The organism is Klebsiella sp. BDA134-6 (assembly GCF_015601345.1).
GTDB classification, from domain to species: domain Bacteria; phylum Pseudomonadota; class Gammaproteobacteria; order Enterobacterales; family Enterobacteriaceae; genus Klebsiella; species Klebsiella grimontii.
The window spans coordinates 5,474,495-5,489,915 of sequence record NZ_CP064784.1 but is presented as its reverse complement, the minus strand read 5'-3'; the positions used below and the strand labels follow the sequence as shown (position 1 = coordinate 5,489,915).

General features: G+C 56.4%; 12 protein-coding genes. 10 read left to right on the top strand and 2 right to left on the bottom strand.

The features are described from left to right. Positions 1–9 precede the first annotated feature (9 nt). On the bottom strand, positions 10–501 hold the full coding sequence (gene yhhY, locus IYV58_RS25530; RefSeq protein ID WP_142468097.1) for an N-acetyltransferase: 492 nt from the start codon (positions 499–501) through the stop codon (positions 10–12). A gap of 248 nt (positions 502–749) precedes the next feature. Then, positions 750–1,388 carry a bactofilin family protein gene (locus IYV58_RS25525; protein ID WP_195729318.1) on the bottom strand — a complete coding sequence of 213 codons (639 nt, stop codon included), beginning with the start codon at positions 1,386–1,388 and terminating at the stop codon, positions 750–752. A 232-nt stretch (positions 1,389–1,620) separates the two neighbouring features. Between IYV58_RS25525 and IYV58_RS25520 the strand changes: the two genes are divergently transcribed. From IYV58_RS25520 to glgA, 10 genes are all read left to right on the top strand, one after another. Next, complete coding sequence (locus IYV58_RS25520) at positions 1,621–2,658, top strand: oxidoreductase (RefSeq protein WP_004126116.1); 1,038 nt, start codon at positions 1,621–1,623, stop codon at positions 2,656–2,658. A gap of 121 nt (positions 2,659–2,779) precedes the next feature. Beyond that, a complete protein-coding gene (locus tag IYV58_RS25515; protein ID WP_024359821.1) occupies positions 2,780–3,475 on the top strand; it encodes a pirin family protein in 696 nt (231 codons plus the stop codon). 114 nt (positions 3,476–3,589) lie between these two features. Then, positions 3,590–4,585: a gluconate operon transcriptional repressor GntR gene (gene gntR / locus IYV58_RS25510; protein ID WP_004106498.1), complete on the top strand. Its 996-nt coding sequence runs from the start codon at positions 3,590–3,592 to the stop codon at positions 4,583–4,585. A 181-nt stretch (positions 4,586–4,766) separates the two neighbouring features. Next, complete coding sequence (gene gntK, locus IYV58_RS25505; RefSeq protein WP_004126110.1) at positions 4,767–5,297, top strand: gluconokinase; 531 nt, start codon at positions 4,767–4,769, stop codon at positions 5,295–5,297. After that, positions 5,297–6,637 carry a gluconate transporter gene (gntU, locus tag IYV58_RS25500; protein WP_004126107.1) on the top strand — a complete coding sequence of 447 codons (1,341 nt, stop codon included), beginning with the start codon at positions 5,297–5,299 and terminating at the stop codon, positions 6,635–6,637. Before gntK ends, gntU begins: the two co-directional genes overlap by 1 nt. Positions 6,638–7,089: 452 nt before the next feature. Beyond that, on the top strand, positions 7,090–8,196 hold the full coding sequence (gene asd / locus IYV58_RS25495) for an aspartate-semialdehyde dehydrogenase (protein ID WP_004106493.1): 1,107 nt from the start codon (positions 7,090–7,092) through the stop codon (positions 8,194–8,196). 248 nt (positions 8,197–8,444) lie between these two features. Continuing rightward, the gene (gene glgB, locus IYV58_RS25490) at positions 8,445–10,631 is read left to right on the top strand and encodes a 1,4-alpha-glucan branching enzyme (protein WP_004126099.1); all 2,187 of its coding nucleotides are present in this window, start codon (positions 8,445–8,447) and stop codon (positions 10,629–10,631) included. Continuing rightward, complete coding sequence (glgX, locus tag IYV58_RS25485) at positions 10,628–12,604, top strand: glycogen debranching protein GlgX (protein ID WP_004126096.1); 1,977 nt, start codon at positions 10,628–10,630, stop codon at positions 12,602–12,604. Before glgB ends, glgX begins: the two co-directional genes overlap by 4 nt. An 80-nt stretch (positions 12,605–12,684) precedes the next feature. After that, on the top strand, positions 12,685–13,980 hold the full coding sequence (gene glgC, locus IYV58_RS25480) for a glucose-1-phosphate adenylyltransferase (protein ID WP_004126094.1): 1,296 nt from the start codon (positions 12,685–12,687) through the stop codon (positions 13,978–13,980). Then, positions 13,980–15,413, top strand: coding sequence for a glycogen synthase GlgA (gene glgA, locus IYV58_RS25475; RefSeq protein ID WP_004126091.1), 1,434 nt, complete (start codon positions 13,980–13,982; stop codon positions 15,411–15,413). Before glgC ends, glgA begins: the two co-directional genes overlap by 1 nt. Positions 15,414–15,421: the final 8 nt, after the last annotated feature.

Here is a 15,421-nt window from a genome sequence, read left to right as displayed (position 1 = left end):
AGTTGAGCGTTATCCCTTCAGCCGCGCCATAAAGTAGGCATCGACATATTCGCCGTTGCGCAGGGCATACTTTCTCCCCGTCCCTTCAATTTCAAAGCCTAATTTCTGATACACCGCCACCGCGGGAGCGTTATCCACAAACACCGTCAACTCAATACGGTCAACGCGCAGCCAGTTGTCGCACATGTCGATCATGGTGCGAATCAGCTCACTGGCAACGCCGCGATTGTGCCATCGTGAATCCACGCAAATGCCGAAATCGGCGACGTGGCTCCGGCGCGGGCGCTGGATAACCTCAATGGCGAGGTGTCCCACGATCTGGTCACCTATGCTGGCGACCAGCTGTTTGACGCCCGGTCGGTCGGTTAGTCGCTCGTGCCACATATGGCTGGAAGGATGAGGAACCTGTAGCGTATTGTGATATACCTCCGGCTGAGCATGGATCTGACGGATTGCGTCGTAATCTTTGGCTTCGGCATGGCGTATCACGATGTCGCTCATTCTTCATTTTCCTTTTTAGGTTAAGTGTCCCTTTAAAGATCACTGACTTTAAAAAAGGGATCAACGCCTATTTTTTGCAAAAAGGAGTAGACAAGTGCGAATGAGAATGATTATTATTGCTCTGCATTCAGGGAGACCCTTGCGGAAAGCCTGAAAGCACGACATTGCTCACATTGCTTCCAGTATTACTTTAGCCAGCCGGGTGCTGGCTTTTTTTTTTGCTTTTTTCCGCCGCACCCGGATGGCTGCTACTGCGCCCCAACCTTATCTTTGGTTTCAATAGCGGTATCGGCGATAAACCCTACGACGTTGCTCTTTTCTGCCGCCGGCAGCAGCTCTGCCTGGCCGGAAAAAACGCCGCCCTTTTTGATGGCCAGCGTGCGGTAGGCCAACGTGCCGGTCACGTTGCCATTCTTATCGATTTCAATCGTTTCGCTGCGGCACTGGCCGATGACGCAGCCGTCAATAATCAGCTCGCAGCAGGTGATATTCCCCTCTACCAGACCGCCGGTCATGATCTTTATTTGGCTCTCTCGCGCGTCGATATTGCCGCTTACGGTGCCGTAAATATCGACGTCTCCCTCGGCGATAATGTTTCCGTCAAAGCGGATACCGCCGGCGATAACCGTGGTGGCCGGTTTTCGGGCCATGGCGGAGGGAGATTCACCGTTGAGTACCGCCGTATTCACCGCCGGCGGCGTAGATTCAATGATTTTGTTCTTTTTAAACATATGGTTAATCCGCTGATATTGAAAATGAAAAACGAAGGAGGATAAGGCGAAAGAGCCCGATAGCCAGGCCAGATACGTGGATTCGAAGCACCAGGCCATCAGGCCAAGCAGCCAAAAGAGAAGGGCGCTATTTAAGGCGATATATTTGCTTTCCATGCGAACGAGATGGCTACTCCTTTAGTCATCGTATTTTGGGAAACGGTGAGCGCGCTGGATAAAAAACGTTCTTTTCCCGAGGGGTCCTCTTATCCAGAATTTAGCCAGCAGGGTCAATAAATTTGAGCGCTAAATTTAACATTTAAGAATTTGGCACACTCATTGAAGGGGTTAAGTTTGCAGCCAGCTTGCGCTATGGTTAACAGCAGAGACCTTAAATAAGGATAGCGTTATGACTTTGCACTGCGCATTTATTGGATTCGGCAAAAGCACCACCCGCTACCATCTTCCCTATGTCCTGCACCGAAAAGAACGCTGGCATGTGGCGCATATCTACCGCCGCAGCGCAAAGCCGGAGGAACAGGCTCCGCAGTATTCGCACATCCACTTCACCAGCGACCTCGAGGAAGTGCTTAACGACCCGCAGGTCAAACTGGTGATTGTCTGCACCCACGCGGACAGCCATTTTTCCTATGCGAAACGGGCGCTGGAGGCGGGCAAAAATGTGCTGGTCGAAAAGCCCTTTACCCCGACGCTTGAGGAGGCAAAAACGCTATTCGCCCTGGCGAAAAGCAAGGGACTGACGGTTACGCCGTACCAAAATCGTCGCTTCGACTCCTGCTTCCTGACCACGAAGAAGGTGATTGAGAGCGGAAAACTTGGCGAGATCGTCGAGATTGAAAACCATTTCGACAACTATCGTCCGGTAGATGGAGGAAAACCCGGGCTGCCTCAGGACGGCACATTCTACGGCCTGGGCGTCCATACCCTGGACCAAATTATCTCCCTGTTCGGTCGCCCGGACCATGTCTCTTATGACATCCGTAGCCTGCGCAATAAGGCCAACCCGGACGATACCTTTGAGGCCCAGCTGTTCTACGGCAACCTGAAGGCGATCGTCAAAACCAGCCATCTGGTGAAGCTGCCCTACCCAAAATTCATCGTCCATGGTCATAAAGGTTCGTTTATTAAATACGGTATCGACCAGCAGGAGACCAGCCTGAAGGCCAATGTTATGCCGGGCGAGCCGGGATTCGGCGCGGATGAGACGGTTGGTCTGCTGGAGTACGTCAATGAGGCGGGGGAAACCGTACGGGAAGAGATCCCGCTTGAAACCGGCGACTATGGGCGGGTCTATGATTCGCTGTATGAAACCCTCATTAACGGTCAGCCAAATTTCGTCAAGGAATCTGAAGTTCTCACAAACCTGGAGATCCTCGAACGCGGCTTTGAACAGCCATCACCTGCCACGATTACCCTTACCCGGTAAGCCATCATGGCTCCTCTGTACTCGTTCATATTTTTTGAACAGAGGAGTCAATTTTCACCCTCTATGATCGTTTGGCGATTGGGTCCACACTGAGTCCATCGAAAACATACGGGGGTGCAACATGATCTACTTACGTAAAGCTAACGAACGCGGCCACGCTAACCACGGCTGGCTGGATTCCTGGCATACTTTCTCTTTCGCTAACTATTACGACCCTAACTTTATGGGCTTCTCGGCGCTGCGGGTGATCAATGACGACGTGATTGATGCCGGCCAGGGCTTCGGTACCCATCCGCACAAGGACATGGAAATCCTGACCTACGTGCTGGAAGGGGCCGTTGAGCACCAGGACAGCATGGGGAATAAAGAGCAGGTTCCGGCGGGCGAGTTCCAGATCATGAGCGCGGGTACCGGAGTTCGTCACTCTGAGTACAACCCAAGCGCCACGGAAAAACTGCATCTGTACCAGATCTGGATTATGCCGGAAAAAAATGGCATCACGCCGCGCTACGAACAGCGCCGCTTTGACGCCGCGCAGGGCAAACAGCTGGTACTGTCGCCGGATGCCCGTGAAGGTTCGCTGAAGGTGTACCAGGATATGGAGCTGTACCGCTGGGCGCTGCTGAAAGATGAGCAGTCGGTGCACCAGATTGCCGCTGAACGTCGGGTGTGGATCCAGGTGGTGAAAGGTGAAGTCACCATCAACGGAACGAAAGCTACCACCAGCGATGGCCTGGCGATTTGGGACGAGCAGGCGATTTCCGTACACGCCGACAGCGATAGCGAAATTCTGCTGTTCGATCTGCCGCCCGTCTGATCGTTCTCCGATCGGGTCTAAATAAATTGCGCAACCTTCCCGGATGTTAGGGAAGGTTGCGCTTTGTCCGTGATAAACTGGGGAAATGTTTCCCCGTTGATCGCAGTCAGGACGATGAAAAAGAAAAGACCCGTACTTCAGGATGTAGCCGATCTTGTCGGCGTGACCAAAATGACGGTCAGTCGCTATTTACGTAACCCGGAACAGGTTTCCGAAGCGCTGCGTGGCAAGATAGCCGTTGCTCTCGATGAACTGGGTTATATTCCTAATCGCGCCCCTGACATCCTCTCTAATGCCACCAGCCGCGCCATTGGCGTGCTGTTGCCCTCGTTAACCAACCAGGTTTTCTCAGAAGTGCTGCGCGGTATTGAAAGCGTGACCGACTCTTTCGGTTACCAGACGATGCTGGCGCACTACGGCTATAAGCCGGAAATGGAAGAAAAACGTCTGGAATCCATGCTTTCCTGGAACATTGACGGTCTAATCCTCACCGAACGAACCCACACGCCGCGCACCCTGAAGATGATCGAAGTCGCGGGGATCCCGGTCGTGGAGCTGATGGACAGCCAGTCGCCGTGTCTCGATATCGCCGTCGGCTTTGATAACTTTGAAGCGGCCCGGCAGATGACCGCGGCGATTATCAATCATGGCCACCGTCACGTTGCCTATCTTGGCGCACGTCTTGATGAACGTACTATCATCAAACAGAAGGGGTACGAGCAGGCGATGCTTGATGCCGGGATGACGCCCTACAGCGTGATGGTTGAGCAGTCTTCCTCTTATTCTTCGGGGATTGAGCTGATGCGCCAGGCGCGTCGTGAATATCCGCAGCTTGACGGCATATTCTGTACCAACGATGACCTTGCGGTCGGCGCGGCGTTTGAGTGCCAGCGTCTGGGGCTGAAAATCCCTGACGATATGGCGATTGCCGGTTTCCACGGCCACGATATCGGCCAGGTGATGGAGCCGCGTCTGGCCAGCGTGCTGACGCCGCGTGAGCGGATGGGGCGGATTGGCGCAGAGCGTTTGCTGGCGCGTATTCGCGGTGAAGCGGTGACGCCTAAGATGTTAGATTTAGGTTTCACATTGTCACCGGGCGGATCTATTTAAACTGACAAATTTGAAGTAGATCACACATATTCACATCTGGCACGAATGGTTATTGCTTCTCCACAACTCCGGCATGACAATGTTACCGATAACAGTTACCCGTAACAATTAACCTGTACGCCAGTGTTCCACGCCGTTAAACGCTGCCAGGCTGCGCGTATGTGTCCAGTGGGAGGAAGCTTTGAGCACGACTAACCATGATCACCACATCTATGTCCTGATGGGCGTTTCCGGCAGCGGCAAATCCGCTGTCGCCAGCGAAGTGGCGCATCAACTGCACGCCGCGTTTCTCGACGGTGACTTTCTGCATCCGCGCAGCAACATCAACAAGATGGCTTCCGGCGAACCGTTAAATGACGATGACCGCACCCCATGGCTGCAGGCGCTGAACGATGCCGCGTTTGCCATGCAGCGTACCAATAAAGTGTCGCTGATTGTCTGCTCCGCGCTGAAAAAGAGCTATCGCGACATCCTGCGTAAAGGCAACCCGAACCTCTCTTTTATCTATCTTAAAGGCGATTTCGAAGTTATCGAACAACGTTTGAAGGCGCGTAAAGGCCATTTCTTTAAAACCCAGATGTTGGTTACGCAGTTTGAAACGCTGCAAGAGCCGGGCACGGATGAAAACGATGTTTTAATCGTCGATATCGACCAGTCATTGGAAGGCGTGGTCGCCAGCACCATTGAGGTGATCAACAAAGGCAGTAAATAGTGAGTACATTAACGCTTGTTTTAACAGCAGTCGGCTCCGTTTTGCTGCTGCTGTTTTTAGTGATGAAGGCGCGTATGCATGCCTTTGTGGCTTTGATGGTGGTTTCTATTGGAGCAGGGCTTTTTTCCGGCATGCCGTTGGACAAGATCGCGGCGACAATGGAAAAAGGCATGGGCGGCACGCTGGGCTTTCTGGCTATCGTCGTCGCGCTAGGGGCAATGTTCGGGAAGATCCTGCATGAAACCGGCGCGGTCGACCAGATTGCCGTCAAAATGTTGAAATCTTTCGGCCATAGTCGCGCCCACTATGCGATAGGCCTGGCCGGCCTTATCTGCGCGCTGCCGCTGTTTTTCGAAGTGGCGATCGTGCTGCTGATCAGCGTGGCGTTCTCGATGGCGCGTCATACCGGTACCAACCTTGTGAAGCTGGTGATCCCGCTGTTTGCCGGGGTGGCCGCCGCCGCGGCGTTCCTGCTGCCGGGGCCTGCGCCGATGCTGCTGGCATCACAGATGCACGCCGACTTTGGCTGGATGATCCTGATTGGCCTGTGCGCCGCGATCCCGGGGATGATTATTGCCGGGCCGCTGTGGGGTAACTTTATCAGCCGCTACGTTGAGCTGCATACGCCTGACGATATCAGCGAGCCGCACCTCGGCGAAGGCAAAATGCCGTCCTTCGGCTTCAGTCTGGCCTTAATTCTGCTGCCGCTGGTGCTGGTTGGCCTGAAAACCATCGCTGCGCGTTTTGTGCCGGAAGGCTCTACCGCCTACGAATGGTTTGAGTTTATCGGCCATCCGTTTACCGCAATTCTGGTTGCCTGCCTGGTGGCGATCTATGGCCTGGCGGTACGTCAGGGGATGGCCAAAGATCGGGTGATGGAGATTTGCGGTCATGCGCTTCAGCCAGCGGGCATTATTCTGCTGGTGATCGGTGCGGGCGGCGTGTTCAAACAGGTGCTGGTCGACTCCGGCGTGGGGCCGGCGCTCGGCGAAGCGCTGACCGGGATGGGCCTGCCGATTGCGATCACTTGCTTTGTGCTGGCGGCGGCGGTACGTATTATTCAGGGCTCCGCGACCGTGGCCTGCCTGACGGCCGTCGGTCTGGTCATGCCGGTTATTGAACAGCTGCACTACAGCGGCGCGCAGATGGCGGCGCTCTCCATCTGCATCGCCGGCGGCTCTATCGTCGTCAGCCACGTTAACGACGCGGGCTTCTGGCTGTTCGGTAAGTTTACCGGCGCGACCGAAGCGCAAACGCTGAAGACCTGGACGATGATGGAAACTATCCTCGGCACCGTCGGGGCGATAGTCGGTATGATTGCGTTTACGCTGTTGAGTTAACCGACAAAGTGAAACACCCGGCGGAGCGAGGCGATGCCGGGTTAATTTCCCCGCTCTACTTATATCGAAAACCCTTAGCTTTACCCCTCTTCCGATCTGCCACTACCAGAAATACGACAAACATCATATGGCTCATAAACCCATGCCACGCCTGGATTTAACCAGTTTGGTCAGCGAGAATAAAACAACCGAATTTCTGCTGTAATCCATAATCCGGATCAATAAAATAGCGGCGGAAAATATTCCCTTCACAATGTAAACTCCCTGATAATTATTCGGGTATTCCGGGGTGCCAGTGACGGCGGCCATCAGGCAAAATTAGCTGCGTTACTGATTGCCTCGCAATCATTGATTAATTTCACTTGCGACTTTAGCTGCATTTTGTAATGTGAAGGACTAACCAGTAGGAAACTGGCCTGGAACAAACAGCACACACCTCGCAGGAATACGTTATGAAAAATGTTGGTTTTATCGGCTGGCGCGGAATGGTCGGCTCTGTCCTCATGCAACGCATGGTTGAAGAGCGCGATTTTGACGCCATTCGCCCTGTTTTTTTCTCCACCTCTCAGCTGGGGCAGCCTGCTCCATCTTTTGGTGGCAGTACCGGTGGCACGCTTCAGGATGCGTTTGATCTAGAAGCGCTGAAGGCGCTGGACATTATTGTCACGTGTCAGGGCGGCGATTACACCAACGATATTTACCCGAAGCTGCGTGAAAGCGGCTGGCAGGGCTACTGGATTGACGCGGCCTCTTCGCTGCGCATGAAGGACGACGCCATTATCATTCTTGACCCGGTGAACCAGGACGTCATTACCGCAGGTCTGAACAACGGCGTGAAAACCTTTGTTGGCGGCAACTGTACCGTTAGCTTGATGCTGATGTCTCTCGGCGGCCTGTTTGCTCAGGATCTGGTCGAGTGGGTGAGCGTGGCGACTTATCAGGCGGCTTCCGGCGGCGGCGCGCGTCATATGCGCGAGCTGCTGACCCAGATGGGCCAACTGCACAGCCACGTTGCGGCTGAGCTGGCGGATCCGGCCTCCGCGATCCTTGAGATTGAACGCAAGGTCACCTCTTTGACCCGCAGCGGCGAACTGGCGGTGGACAACTTTGGCGTTCCTCTGGCGGGCAGCCTGATCCCATGGATCGACAAGCAGCTGGATAACGGCCAGAGCCGTGAAGAGTGGAAAGGCCAGGCGGAGACCAACAAAATTCTCGCGACCGCCTCACCGATTCCGGTAGACGGCTTGTGCGTTCGCGTTGGCGCGCTGCGCTGCCATAGCCAGGCGTTCACTATCAAGCTGAAAAAAGATGTTTCTATTCCGACCGTTGAGGAACTGCTGGCCGCGCACAACCCGTGGGCCAAAGTGGTGCCGAACGATCGTGATATCACTATGCGTGAGCTGACCCCGGCTGCCGTCACCGGCACCCTGACCACCCCGGTGGGCCGCCTGCGTAAACTGAACATGGGGCCGGAGTATCTGTCGGCTTTCACCGTGGGCGACCAGCTGCTGTGGGGGGCCGCCGAGCCGCTCCGCCGCATGCTAAGACAGCTGGCGTAGCCGTCACAAGATGGGAAAAGGGGTGTTGAAACACCCCTTTTTTTTGCGTAATACAAGGAGTAAACGCGAATGTTAGATTTTTCCCAACGGAGGTAACTCAGCCTTGGCTATGCTTTAAGTAAGGAGTCACGCTGTCTCCTTACCTGAAGGTGGGACGGAGCAGGGGGACGCATAACGTGCTGCGCCGTTCAGGTCAAAAAAAAGTCGCCGGATACAGGAAAGGGCGACACCTACAACAGGATGAAACCATGTCTAATCGTATTGATAAGGACGTGATTAATGCGCTTATCGCCGGCCATTTTGCGGATCCTTTTTCCGTGCTTGGCATGCATTACGCCGACGCCGGGCTGGAAGTTCGTGCATTATTACCCGATGCCACCGATGTGTGGGTCATTGAACCAAAAACCGGACGCAAAGTCGGCAAGCTAGAATGCCTCGACTCGCGCGGTTTCTTCTGCGGCGTTCTGCCGCGCCGCAAAAATCCTTTTCGCTATCAGCTGGCCGTCACCTGGCACGGGCAGCAGAACCTGATTGATGACCCGTATCGTTTTGGTCCGCTGTTGCAGGATCTCGATGTCTGGCTACTGTCGGAAGGCACGCATCTGCGTCCTTATGAAACGCTGGGCGCGCATGCCGACACCATGGACGGGGTGGTCGGCACGCGCTTCTCGGTCTGGGCGCCTAACGCCCGCCGGGTATCGGTTGTCGGCCAGTTTAACTACTGGGACGGCCGCCGTCATCCGATGCGCCTGCGCAAAGAGTCCGGCATCTGGGAGCTATTTGTTCCCGGCGCGCTGAACGGTCAGCTGTATAAATTCGAGCTTATCGATGCCCATGGCAATCTGCGGGTGAAATCTGACCCTTACGCTTTTGAAGCGCAAATGCGCCCGGAGAGCGCCTCGCTTATCTGCGGGCTGCCGGAAAAGGTCGAGCAGCCGCCGGAGCGCAAACAGGCGAATCAGTTTGATGCGCCGATATCGATTTATGAAGTACACCTCGGCTCCTGGCGCCGCCACACCGATAATAACTTCTGGTTAAGCTACCGCGAGCTTGCCGACCAGCTGGTCCCGTATGCCAAATGGATGGGCTTTACCCACCTCGAACTGTTGCCGGTTAACGAGCATCCGTTTGACGGCAGCTGGGGCTATCAGCCGACCGGGCTGTACGCGCCCACCCGTCGCTTCGGCACCCGGGAGGATTTCCGCTACTTTATCAACGCCGCGCACGCCGCGGGGCTTAACGTTATTCTGGACTGGGTGCCCGGTCATTTCCCGGCGGATGATTTTGCTCTCGCTTCGTTTGACGGCACCTCGCTGTATGAACACAGCGACCCGCGCGAAGGCTATCACCAGGACTGGAATACCCTGATCTACAACTATGGCCGCCGCGAGGTCAGCAACTACCTGGTTGGTAATGCGCTGTACTGGATCGAGCGCTTTGGCATTGACGCGCTGCGGGTCGATGCGGTGGCGTCGATGATTTATCGCGACTACAGCCGCAAACAGGGCGAGTGGGTACCGAACGAGTTCGGCGGTCGGGAAAACCTGGAGGCGATTGAGTTTCTGCGTAATACCAACCGCGTGCTGGGCGAACAGACGCCGGGCGCGGTGACGATGGCGGAAGAGTCGACTGATTTTCCCGGCGTTTCTCGTCCTTCCTCAACCGGCGGGCTGGGTTTCTGGTTTAAATGGAACCTCGGCTGGATGCACGACACCCTCGACTATATGAAGCTGGACCCGGTGCATCGTCGACATCATCACGACAAGATGACCTTCGGCATGCTCTACAACTACACCGAAAACTTTGTCCTGCCGCTCTCTCATGATGAAGTGGTACACGGCAAAAAATCGATTCTCGACCGCATGCCGGGCGACGCATGGCAGAAGTTCGCCAACCTGCGCGCCTACTACGGCTGGCTGTTTGCCTTCCCGGGTAAAAAGCTGCTGTTTATGGGCAATGAGTTTGCTCAGGGGCGTGAGTGGAACCACGATGCGAGCCTCGACTGGCATCTGTTGGAAGGCGGCGACAACTGGCACCACGGCGTCCAGCGGCTAGTCCGCGACCTCAATCATACCTATCGTCACCACAAAGCGCTGCATGAGCTGGATTTTGACCCTTACGGCTTTGAATGGCTGGTGGTGGACGATCATGAGCGCTCAGTGTTTATCTTTGTTCGTCGCGACAAGGCGGGCAATGAAATCATCGTCGCCAGCAACTTCACTCCGGTGCCGCGTCATGAGTACCGATTTGGCATCAACCAGCCCGGCCGCTGGCGTGAAGAGCTGAACACCGACTCCATGCACTACCACGGCAGCAATACCGGCAACGGCGGGGTCGTTGAAAGCGAAGCGATCGCCAGCCACGGTCGTGAACACTCCCTCTCCATTACCCTGCCGCCGCTGGCGACGGTGTGGCTGGTGCGGGAGGCGCAATGATCGCACTCACGGCAGGAAAGCCCGCGCCTTTAGGGGCCAGCTACGACGGTAAAGGCGTGAATTTCGCGCTCTTTTCCGCCCATGCGGAGCGGGTGGAACTCTGCGTGTTTGACGACCAGGGCAATGAGCGGCGCGTCGACATGCCCGCGCGCAGCGGCGATATCTGGCACGGCTGGCTCGCCGATGCCGGGCCTGGCTTACGCTACGGCTATCGCGTCCACGGGCCCTGGGACCCGGCGCAGGGACACCGCTTCAATCCGGCCAAACTGCTGCTCGACCCCTGCTGCCATAACGTGGAGGGCGGGCTGCCTGACGATGAGCGTCTACACGGCGGCGACTTCGCTCCCGACAACCGCGACAGCGCAGCGATAGCGCCGAAGTCGCGGGTGATCGACCTGCATTACGATTGGCGCGGCGATAAGCCGCCGCGCACGCCGTGGGGCCAGACGGTGATTTATGAAGCCCACGTCAAGGGGCTGACGTATCTGCACCCCGATCTGCCGGAGAGTATCCGCGGCACCTATAAAGCGCTCGGTCACCCGGTGATGATCGATTACTTCCGCACGCTTGGCATTACTGCACTAGAGTTAATGCCGGTGGCGCAGTTCGCCAGCGAACCGCGCCTTCAGCGGATGGGGTTAAGCAACTACTGGGGCTACAACCCGCTGGCGATTTTCGCCCTCGATACCCGCTACGCCAGCGTGACGGAACAGGCGTTAAATGAGTTTCGCGATGCGGTTAAAGCGCTGCATGCAGCGGGCATTGAAGTGATCCTTGACGTGGTGCTCAACCATAGCGCGGAGATAGACCTGGAAGGGCCGACCTTCTCGCTGCGCGGAATCGATAACCGTAGCTATTATTGGATCAGGGAAGACGGTGATTACCACAACTGGACCGGCTGCGGGAACACCATCAACCTCAGCCACCCCGGCGTGGTGGAGTATGCCCGCCAGTGCCTGCGTTTTTGGGTCGATGAGTGTCACGTCGACGGCTTTCGTTTCGACCTGGCTTCGGTGATGGGGCGGACGCCGGCGTTTCGTCAGGATGCGCCGCTGTTTGAGGCCATCCGTAACGATCCGCATCTTGCGGAGGTGAAGCTGATCGCGGAACCCTGGGATATCGGTCCCGGCGGCTACCAGGTGGGGAACTTTCCGCCGCTGTTCGCCGAGTGGAACGACCATTTTCGCGATACCGCGCGTCGTTTTTGGCTGCAGCAGAACGTCTCGCTGGGCGACTTCGCTCAGCGCTTTGCCGCTTCCAGCGACGTCTTTCAGCGTCATGGACGAGCGCCTGCGGCGGCGGTGAATCTGGTCACCGCCCATGATGGTTTTACCCTTCGCGACTGCGTTTGTTTCAATCAGAAACATAATGAAGCGAACGGGGAGGAGAATCGCGATGGGACTAACAATAACTACAGCAACAATCATGGTATAGAAGGATTAGAAGGGAGTCTTGCCGTGATTGAACGGCGTCGTGCCAGCGTTCACGCTCTCCTTGCGACGCTGCTGCTGGCGCAGGGAACGCCGATGCTGCTGGCGGGTGACGAACACGGTCACAGCCAGCATGGCAACAATAATGCTTACTGTCAGGACAATGCGTTGACCTGGCTGGACTGGAACCATACTAACCGCGGGCTGACCGCGTTCACCGCCGCGCTAATTCATCTGCGCCAGCGTATTCCGGCTTTAACCGAGAATCGCTGGTGGCAGGAGGGAGACGGCCGCGTTCGCTGGTTAAACCAACATGCGCAGCCGCTGTCCGCCGATGAATGGCAGCACGGTGCGCCGCGTATGCAGATCATATTGTCCGATCGCTGGCTGATGGCGCTCAACGCCACCGCCGAGGTGGCGGAGATGGTTTTACCTGCGGGGGAATGGCGCGCCATTCCACCTTTCGCCGGAGAGGATAATCCGGTCACTATGGCTGTCTGGCATGGGCCCGCGCACGGAGTGTGCGTATTTCAAAGGTCGTAACCTCGGGGCTTCCGGTTGGTCTCGAAGCGGCGGCGCGGCGAGAAGGGCAGGCAAGCTGGGGAGTAAAAAAGGAGTTAATTATGGTTGGGGTAGAAAAGAACGATCCGTTGATGCTGGCGCGTCAGTTGCCGATCAAATCCGTTGCGCTGATCCTTGCCGGGGGACGTGGTACCCGTCTGAAGGATCTGACCAATAAACGCGCGAAACCTGCTGTCCATTTCGGCGGCAAGTTCCGCATTATCGATTTTGCGTTATCTAACTGTATTAACTCAGGCATTCGCCGTATCGGCGTCATCACCCAGTATCAATCGCATACTCTGGTGCAGCATATCCAGCGCGGCTGGTCGTTCTTCAATGAAGAGATGAACGAGTTTGTTGACCTGCTGCCCGCTCAGCAAAGGATGCAGGGGGAAAACTGGTATCGCGGCACGGCGGACGCGGTGACGCAGAACCTCGACATCATTCGTCGCTACAAGGCGGAGTACGTCGTTATCCTCGCGGGCGACCATATTTACAAACAAGACTACTCGCGGATGCTTATCGATCACGTCGAAAAAGGCGCGCGTTGCACCGTCGCCTGTATGCCGGTGCCTATTGAAGAAGCACGGGCGTTCGGGGTGATGGCGGTGGACGAGAGCGATAAGATTATCGATTTCGTCGAAAAGCCGGCTAACCCTCCGGCGATGCCGGGCGATGCCAGCAAATCGTTGGCGAGTATGGGTATCTATGTCTTTGATGCGGATTACCTTTATGAGCTGCTGGAAGACGACGATAACGACGAAAGCTCCAGCCACGATTTTGGTAAAGACATCATCCCGAAAATCACCAAAGCTGGCATGGCTTATGCACATCCTTTCCCACTCTCCTGCGTGCAGTCCGATCCGCAGTCTGAACCCTACTGGCGCGATGTGGGGACCCTGGAAGCTTACTGGAAAGCCAACCTCGATCTGGCTTCGGTGACTCCAGAGCTGGATATGTACGATCAGAACTGGCCGATTCGCACCCATATGGAGCCTTTGCCACCGGCAAAATTCGTTCAGGACCGCTCGGGTAGCCACGGGATGACCCTGAACTCGCTGGTCTCCGGGGGCTGTATTATCTCTGGTTCGGTGGTCGTGCAGTCGGTGCTGTTCCCGCGCGTGCGGGTAAATTCATTCTGTAACATTGATTCGGCAGTTTTGTTGCCAGAGGTTTGGGTTGGCCGTTCGTGCCGCCTGCGTCGCTGCATTATTGACCGCGCTTGCGTGATCCCGGAAGGTATGGTTGTTGGGGAGAACGCGGAAGAAGATGCACGCCGTTTCTACCGCTCGGAGGAAGGTATCGTGCTGGTCACCCGCGACATGCTGCGGAAATTGGGGTACCCACAGGAGCGCTAATGCAGGTATTACATGTATGTTCAGAGATGTTCCCGCTGTTAAAAACCGGTGGACTGGCGGATGTGATCGGCGCGCTGCCTGCAGCGCAAATCGCAGGGGGCGTCGACACACGCGTGCTCCTGCCCGCGTTTCCCGATCTCCGTCGCGGCGTAACGGATGCGCAGGTGGTGACGCGCCGGGAGACCTTTGCCGGGCGCATCACCCTGCTGTTCGGGCACTTTAACGGCGTGGGCATCTATTTGATTGATGCCCCGCATCTCTACGATCGGCCAGGGAGCCCTTACCACGATACCAATCAGCACGCTTACACCGACAACGTGCTGCGCTTTGCGCTACTGGGATGGGTAGGCAGCGAGATGGCCTGCGGCCTGGATCCTTTCTGGCGCCCTGATGTTGTTCACGCCCACGACTGGCATGCGGGCCTGACGCCGGCCTATCTGGCGGCGCGCGGTCACCCAGCTAAGTCGGTCTTTACGGTGCATAACCTGGCCTACCAGGGGATGTTCTACTCGTGGCATATGAACGACATTGAACTGCCGTGGTCGTTTTACAACGTTCATGGACTGGAATTTAACGGCCAGATCTCCTTTCTGAAGGCCGGCCTCTATTACGCCGACCACATTACGGCGGTCAGTCCAACCTATGCCCGTGAAATCACCGAGCCGCAGTTCGCTTATGGGATGGAAGGGCTGCTGCGTCAGCGTCAGCACGAGGGCCGCCTCTCCGGGATCCTCAACGGGGTGGATGACCATATCTGGAATCCGGAAAGCGACCTGCTGCTGGCCGCGCGCTATGACCGCGATAGGCTGGAAGAAAAAGCGGAGAATAAACGCCAGTTGCAAATCGCCATGGGTCTGAAGGTGGATGACAAAGCGCCGCTGTTTGCCGTTGTCAGCCGTCTGACCAGCCAGAAAGGGCTGGACCTGGTGCTTGAAGCGCTGCCGGGCCTGCTTGAACAGGGCGGCCAGCTGGCGCTGCTGGGGGCGGGCGATCCGGTGCTGCAGGAGGGATTCCTTGCCGCCGCGGCCGAACATCCGGGTAAAGTCGGCGTACAGATTGGTTACCATGAAGCCTTCTCGCACCGCATTATGGGCGGTGCCGATGTGATTCTGGTGCCGAGCCGTTTTGAACCGTGCGGCTTAACCCAGCTGTACGGACTGAAGTATGGCACGCTACCGCTGGTGCGGCGTACCGGCGGCCTGGCGGATACCGTTTCCGACTGCTCGCTGGAGAACCTCGCCGATGGTCTGGCTACCGGCTTTGTTTTTGAAGACAGCAACGCCTTGTCGCTGCTGCGGGCGATTCGACGCACGTTTGTTCTGTGGTCGCGCCCATCGCTCTGGCGCTACGTCCAGCGTCAGGCGATGAATATGGATTTTAGCTGGCAGGTTGCCGCGAATTCTTACCGCGAACTTTATCAACGCTTGCTGTAACCAGGAGC

Excerpts from the sequence above, each read along its gene's own strand:
- glgX (WP_004126096.1), top strand. The coding sequence starts at position 10,628 with ATGATCGCACTCACGGCAGGAAAGCCCGCGCCTTTAGGGGCCAGCTAC.
- glgB (WP_004126099.1), top strand. The coding sequence starts at position 8,445 with ATGTCTAATCGTATTGATAAGGACGTGATTAATGCGCTTATCGCCGGC.
- yhhY (WP_142468097.1), bottom strand. The coding sequence starts at position 501 with ATGAGCGACATCGTGATACGCCATGCCGAAGCCAAAGATTACGACGCA.
- IYV58_RS25520 (WP_004126116.1), top strand. The coding sequence starts at position 1,621 with ATGACTTTGCACTGCGCATTTATTGGATTCGGCAAAAGCACCACCCGC.
- IYV58_RS25515 (WP_024359821.1), top strand. The coding sequence starts at position 2,780 with ATGATCTACTTACGTAAAGCTAACGAACGCGGCCACGCTAACCACGGC.
- IYV58_RS25525 (WP_195729318.1), bottom strand. The coding sequence starts at position 1,388 with ATGGAAAGCAAATATATCGCCTTAAATAGCGCCCTTCTCTTTTGGCTG.
- gntR (WP_004106498.1), top strand. The coding sequence starts at position 3,590 with ATGAAAAAGAAAAGACCCGTACTTCAGGATGTAGCCGATCTTGTCGGC.
- asd (WP_004106493.1), top strand. The coding sequence starts at position 7,090 with ATGAAAAATGTTGGTTTTATCGGCTGGCGCGGAATGGTCGGCTCTGTC.
- glgC (WP_004126094.1), top strand. The coding sequence starts at position 12,685 with ATGGTTGGGGTAGAAAAGAACGATCCGTTGATGCTGGCGCGTCAGTTG.
- glgA (WP_004126091.1), top strand. The coding sequence starts at position 13,980 with ATGCAGGTATTACATGTATGTTCAGAGATGTTCCCGCTGTTAAAAACC.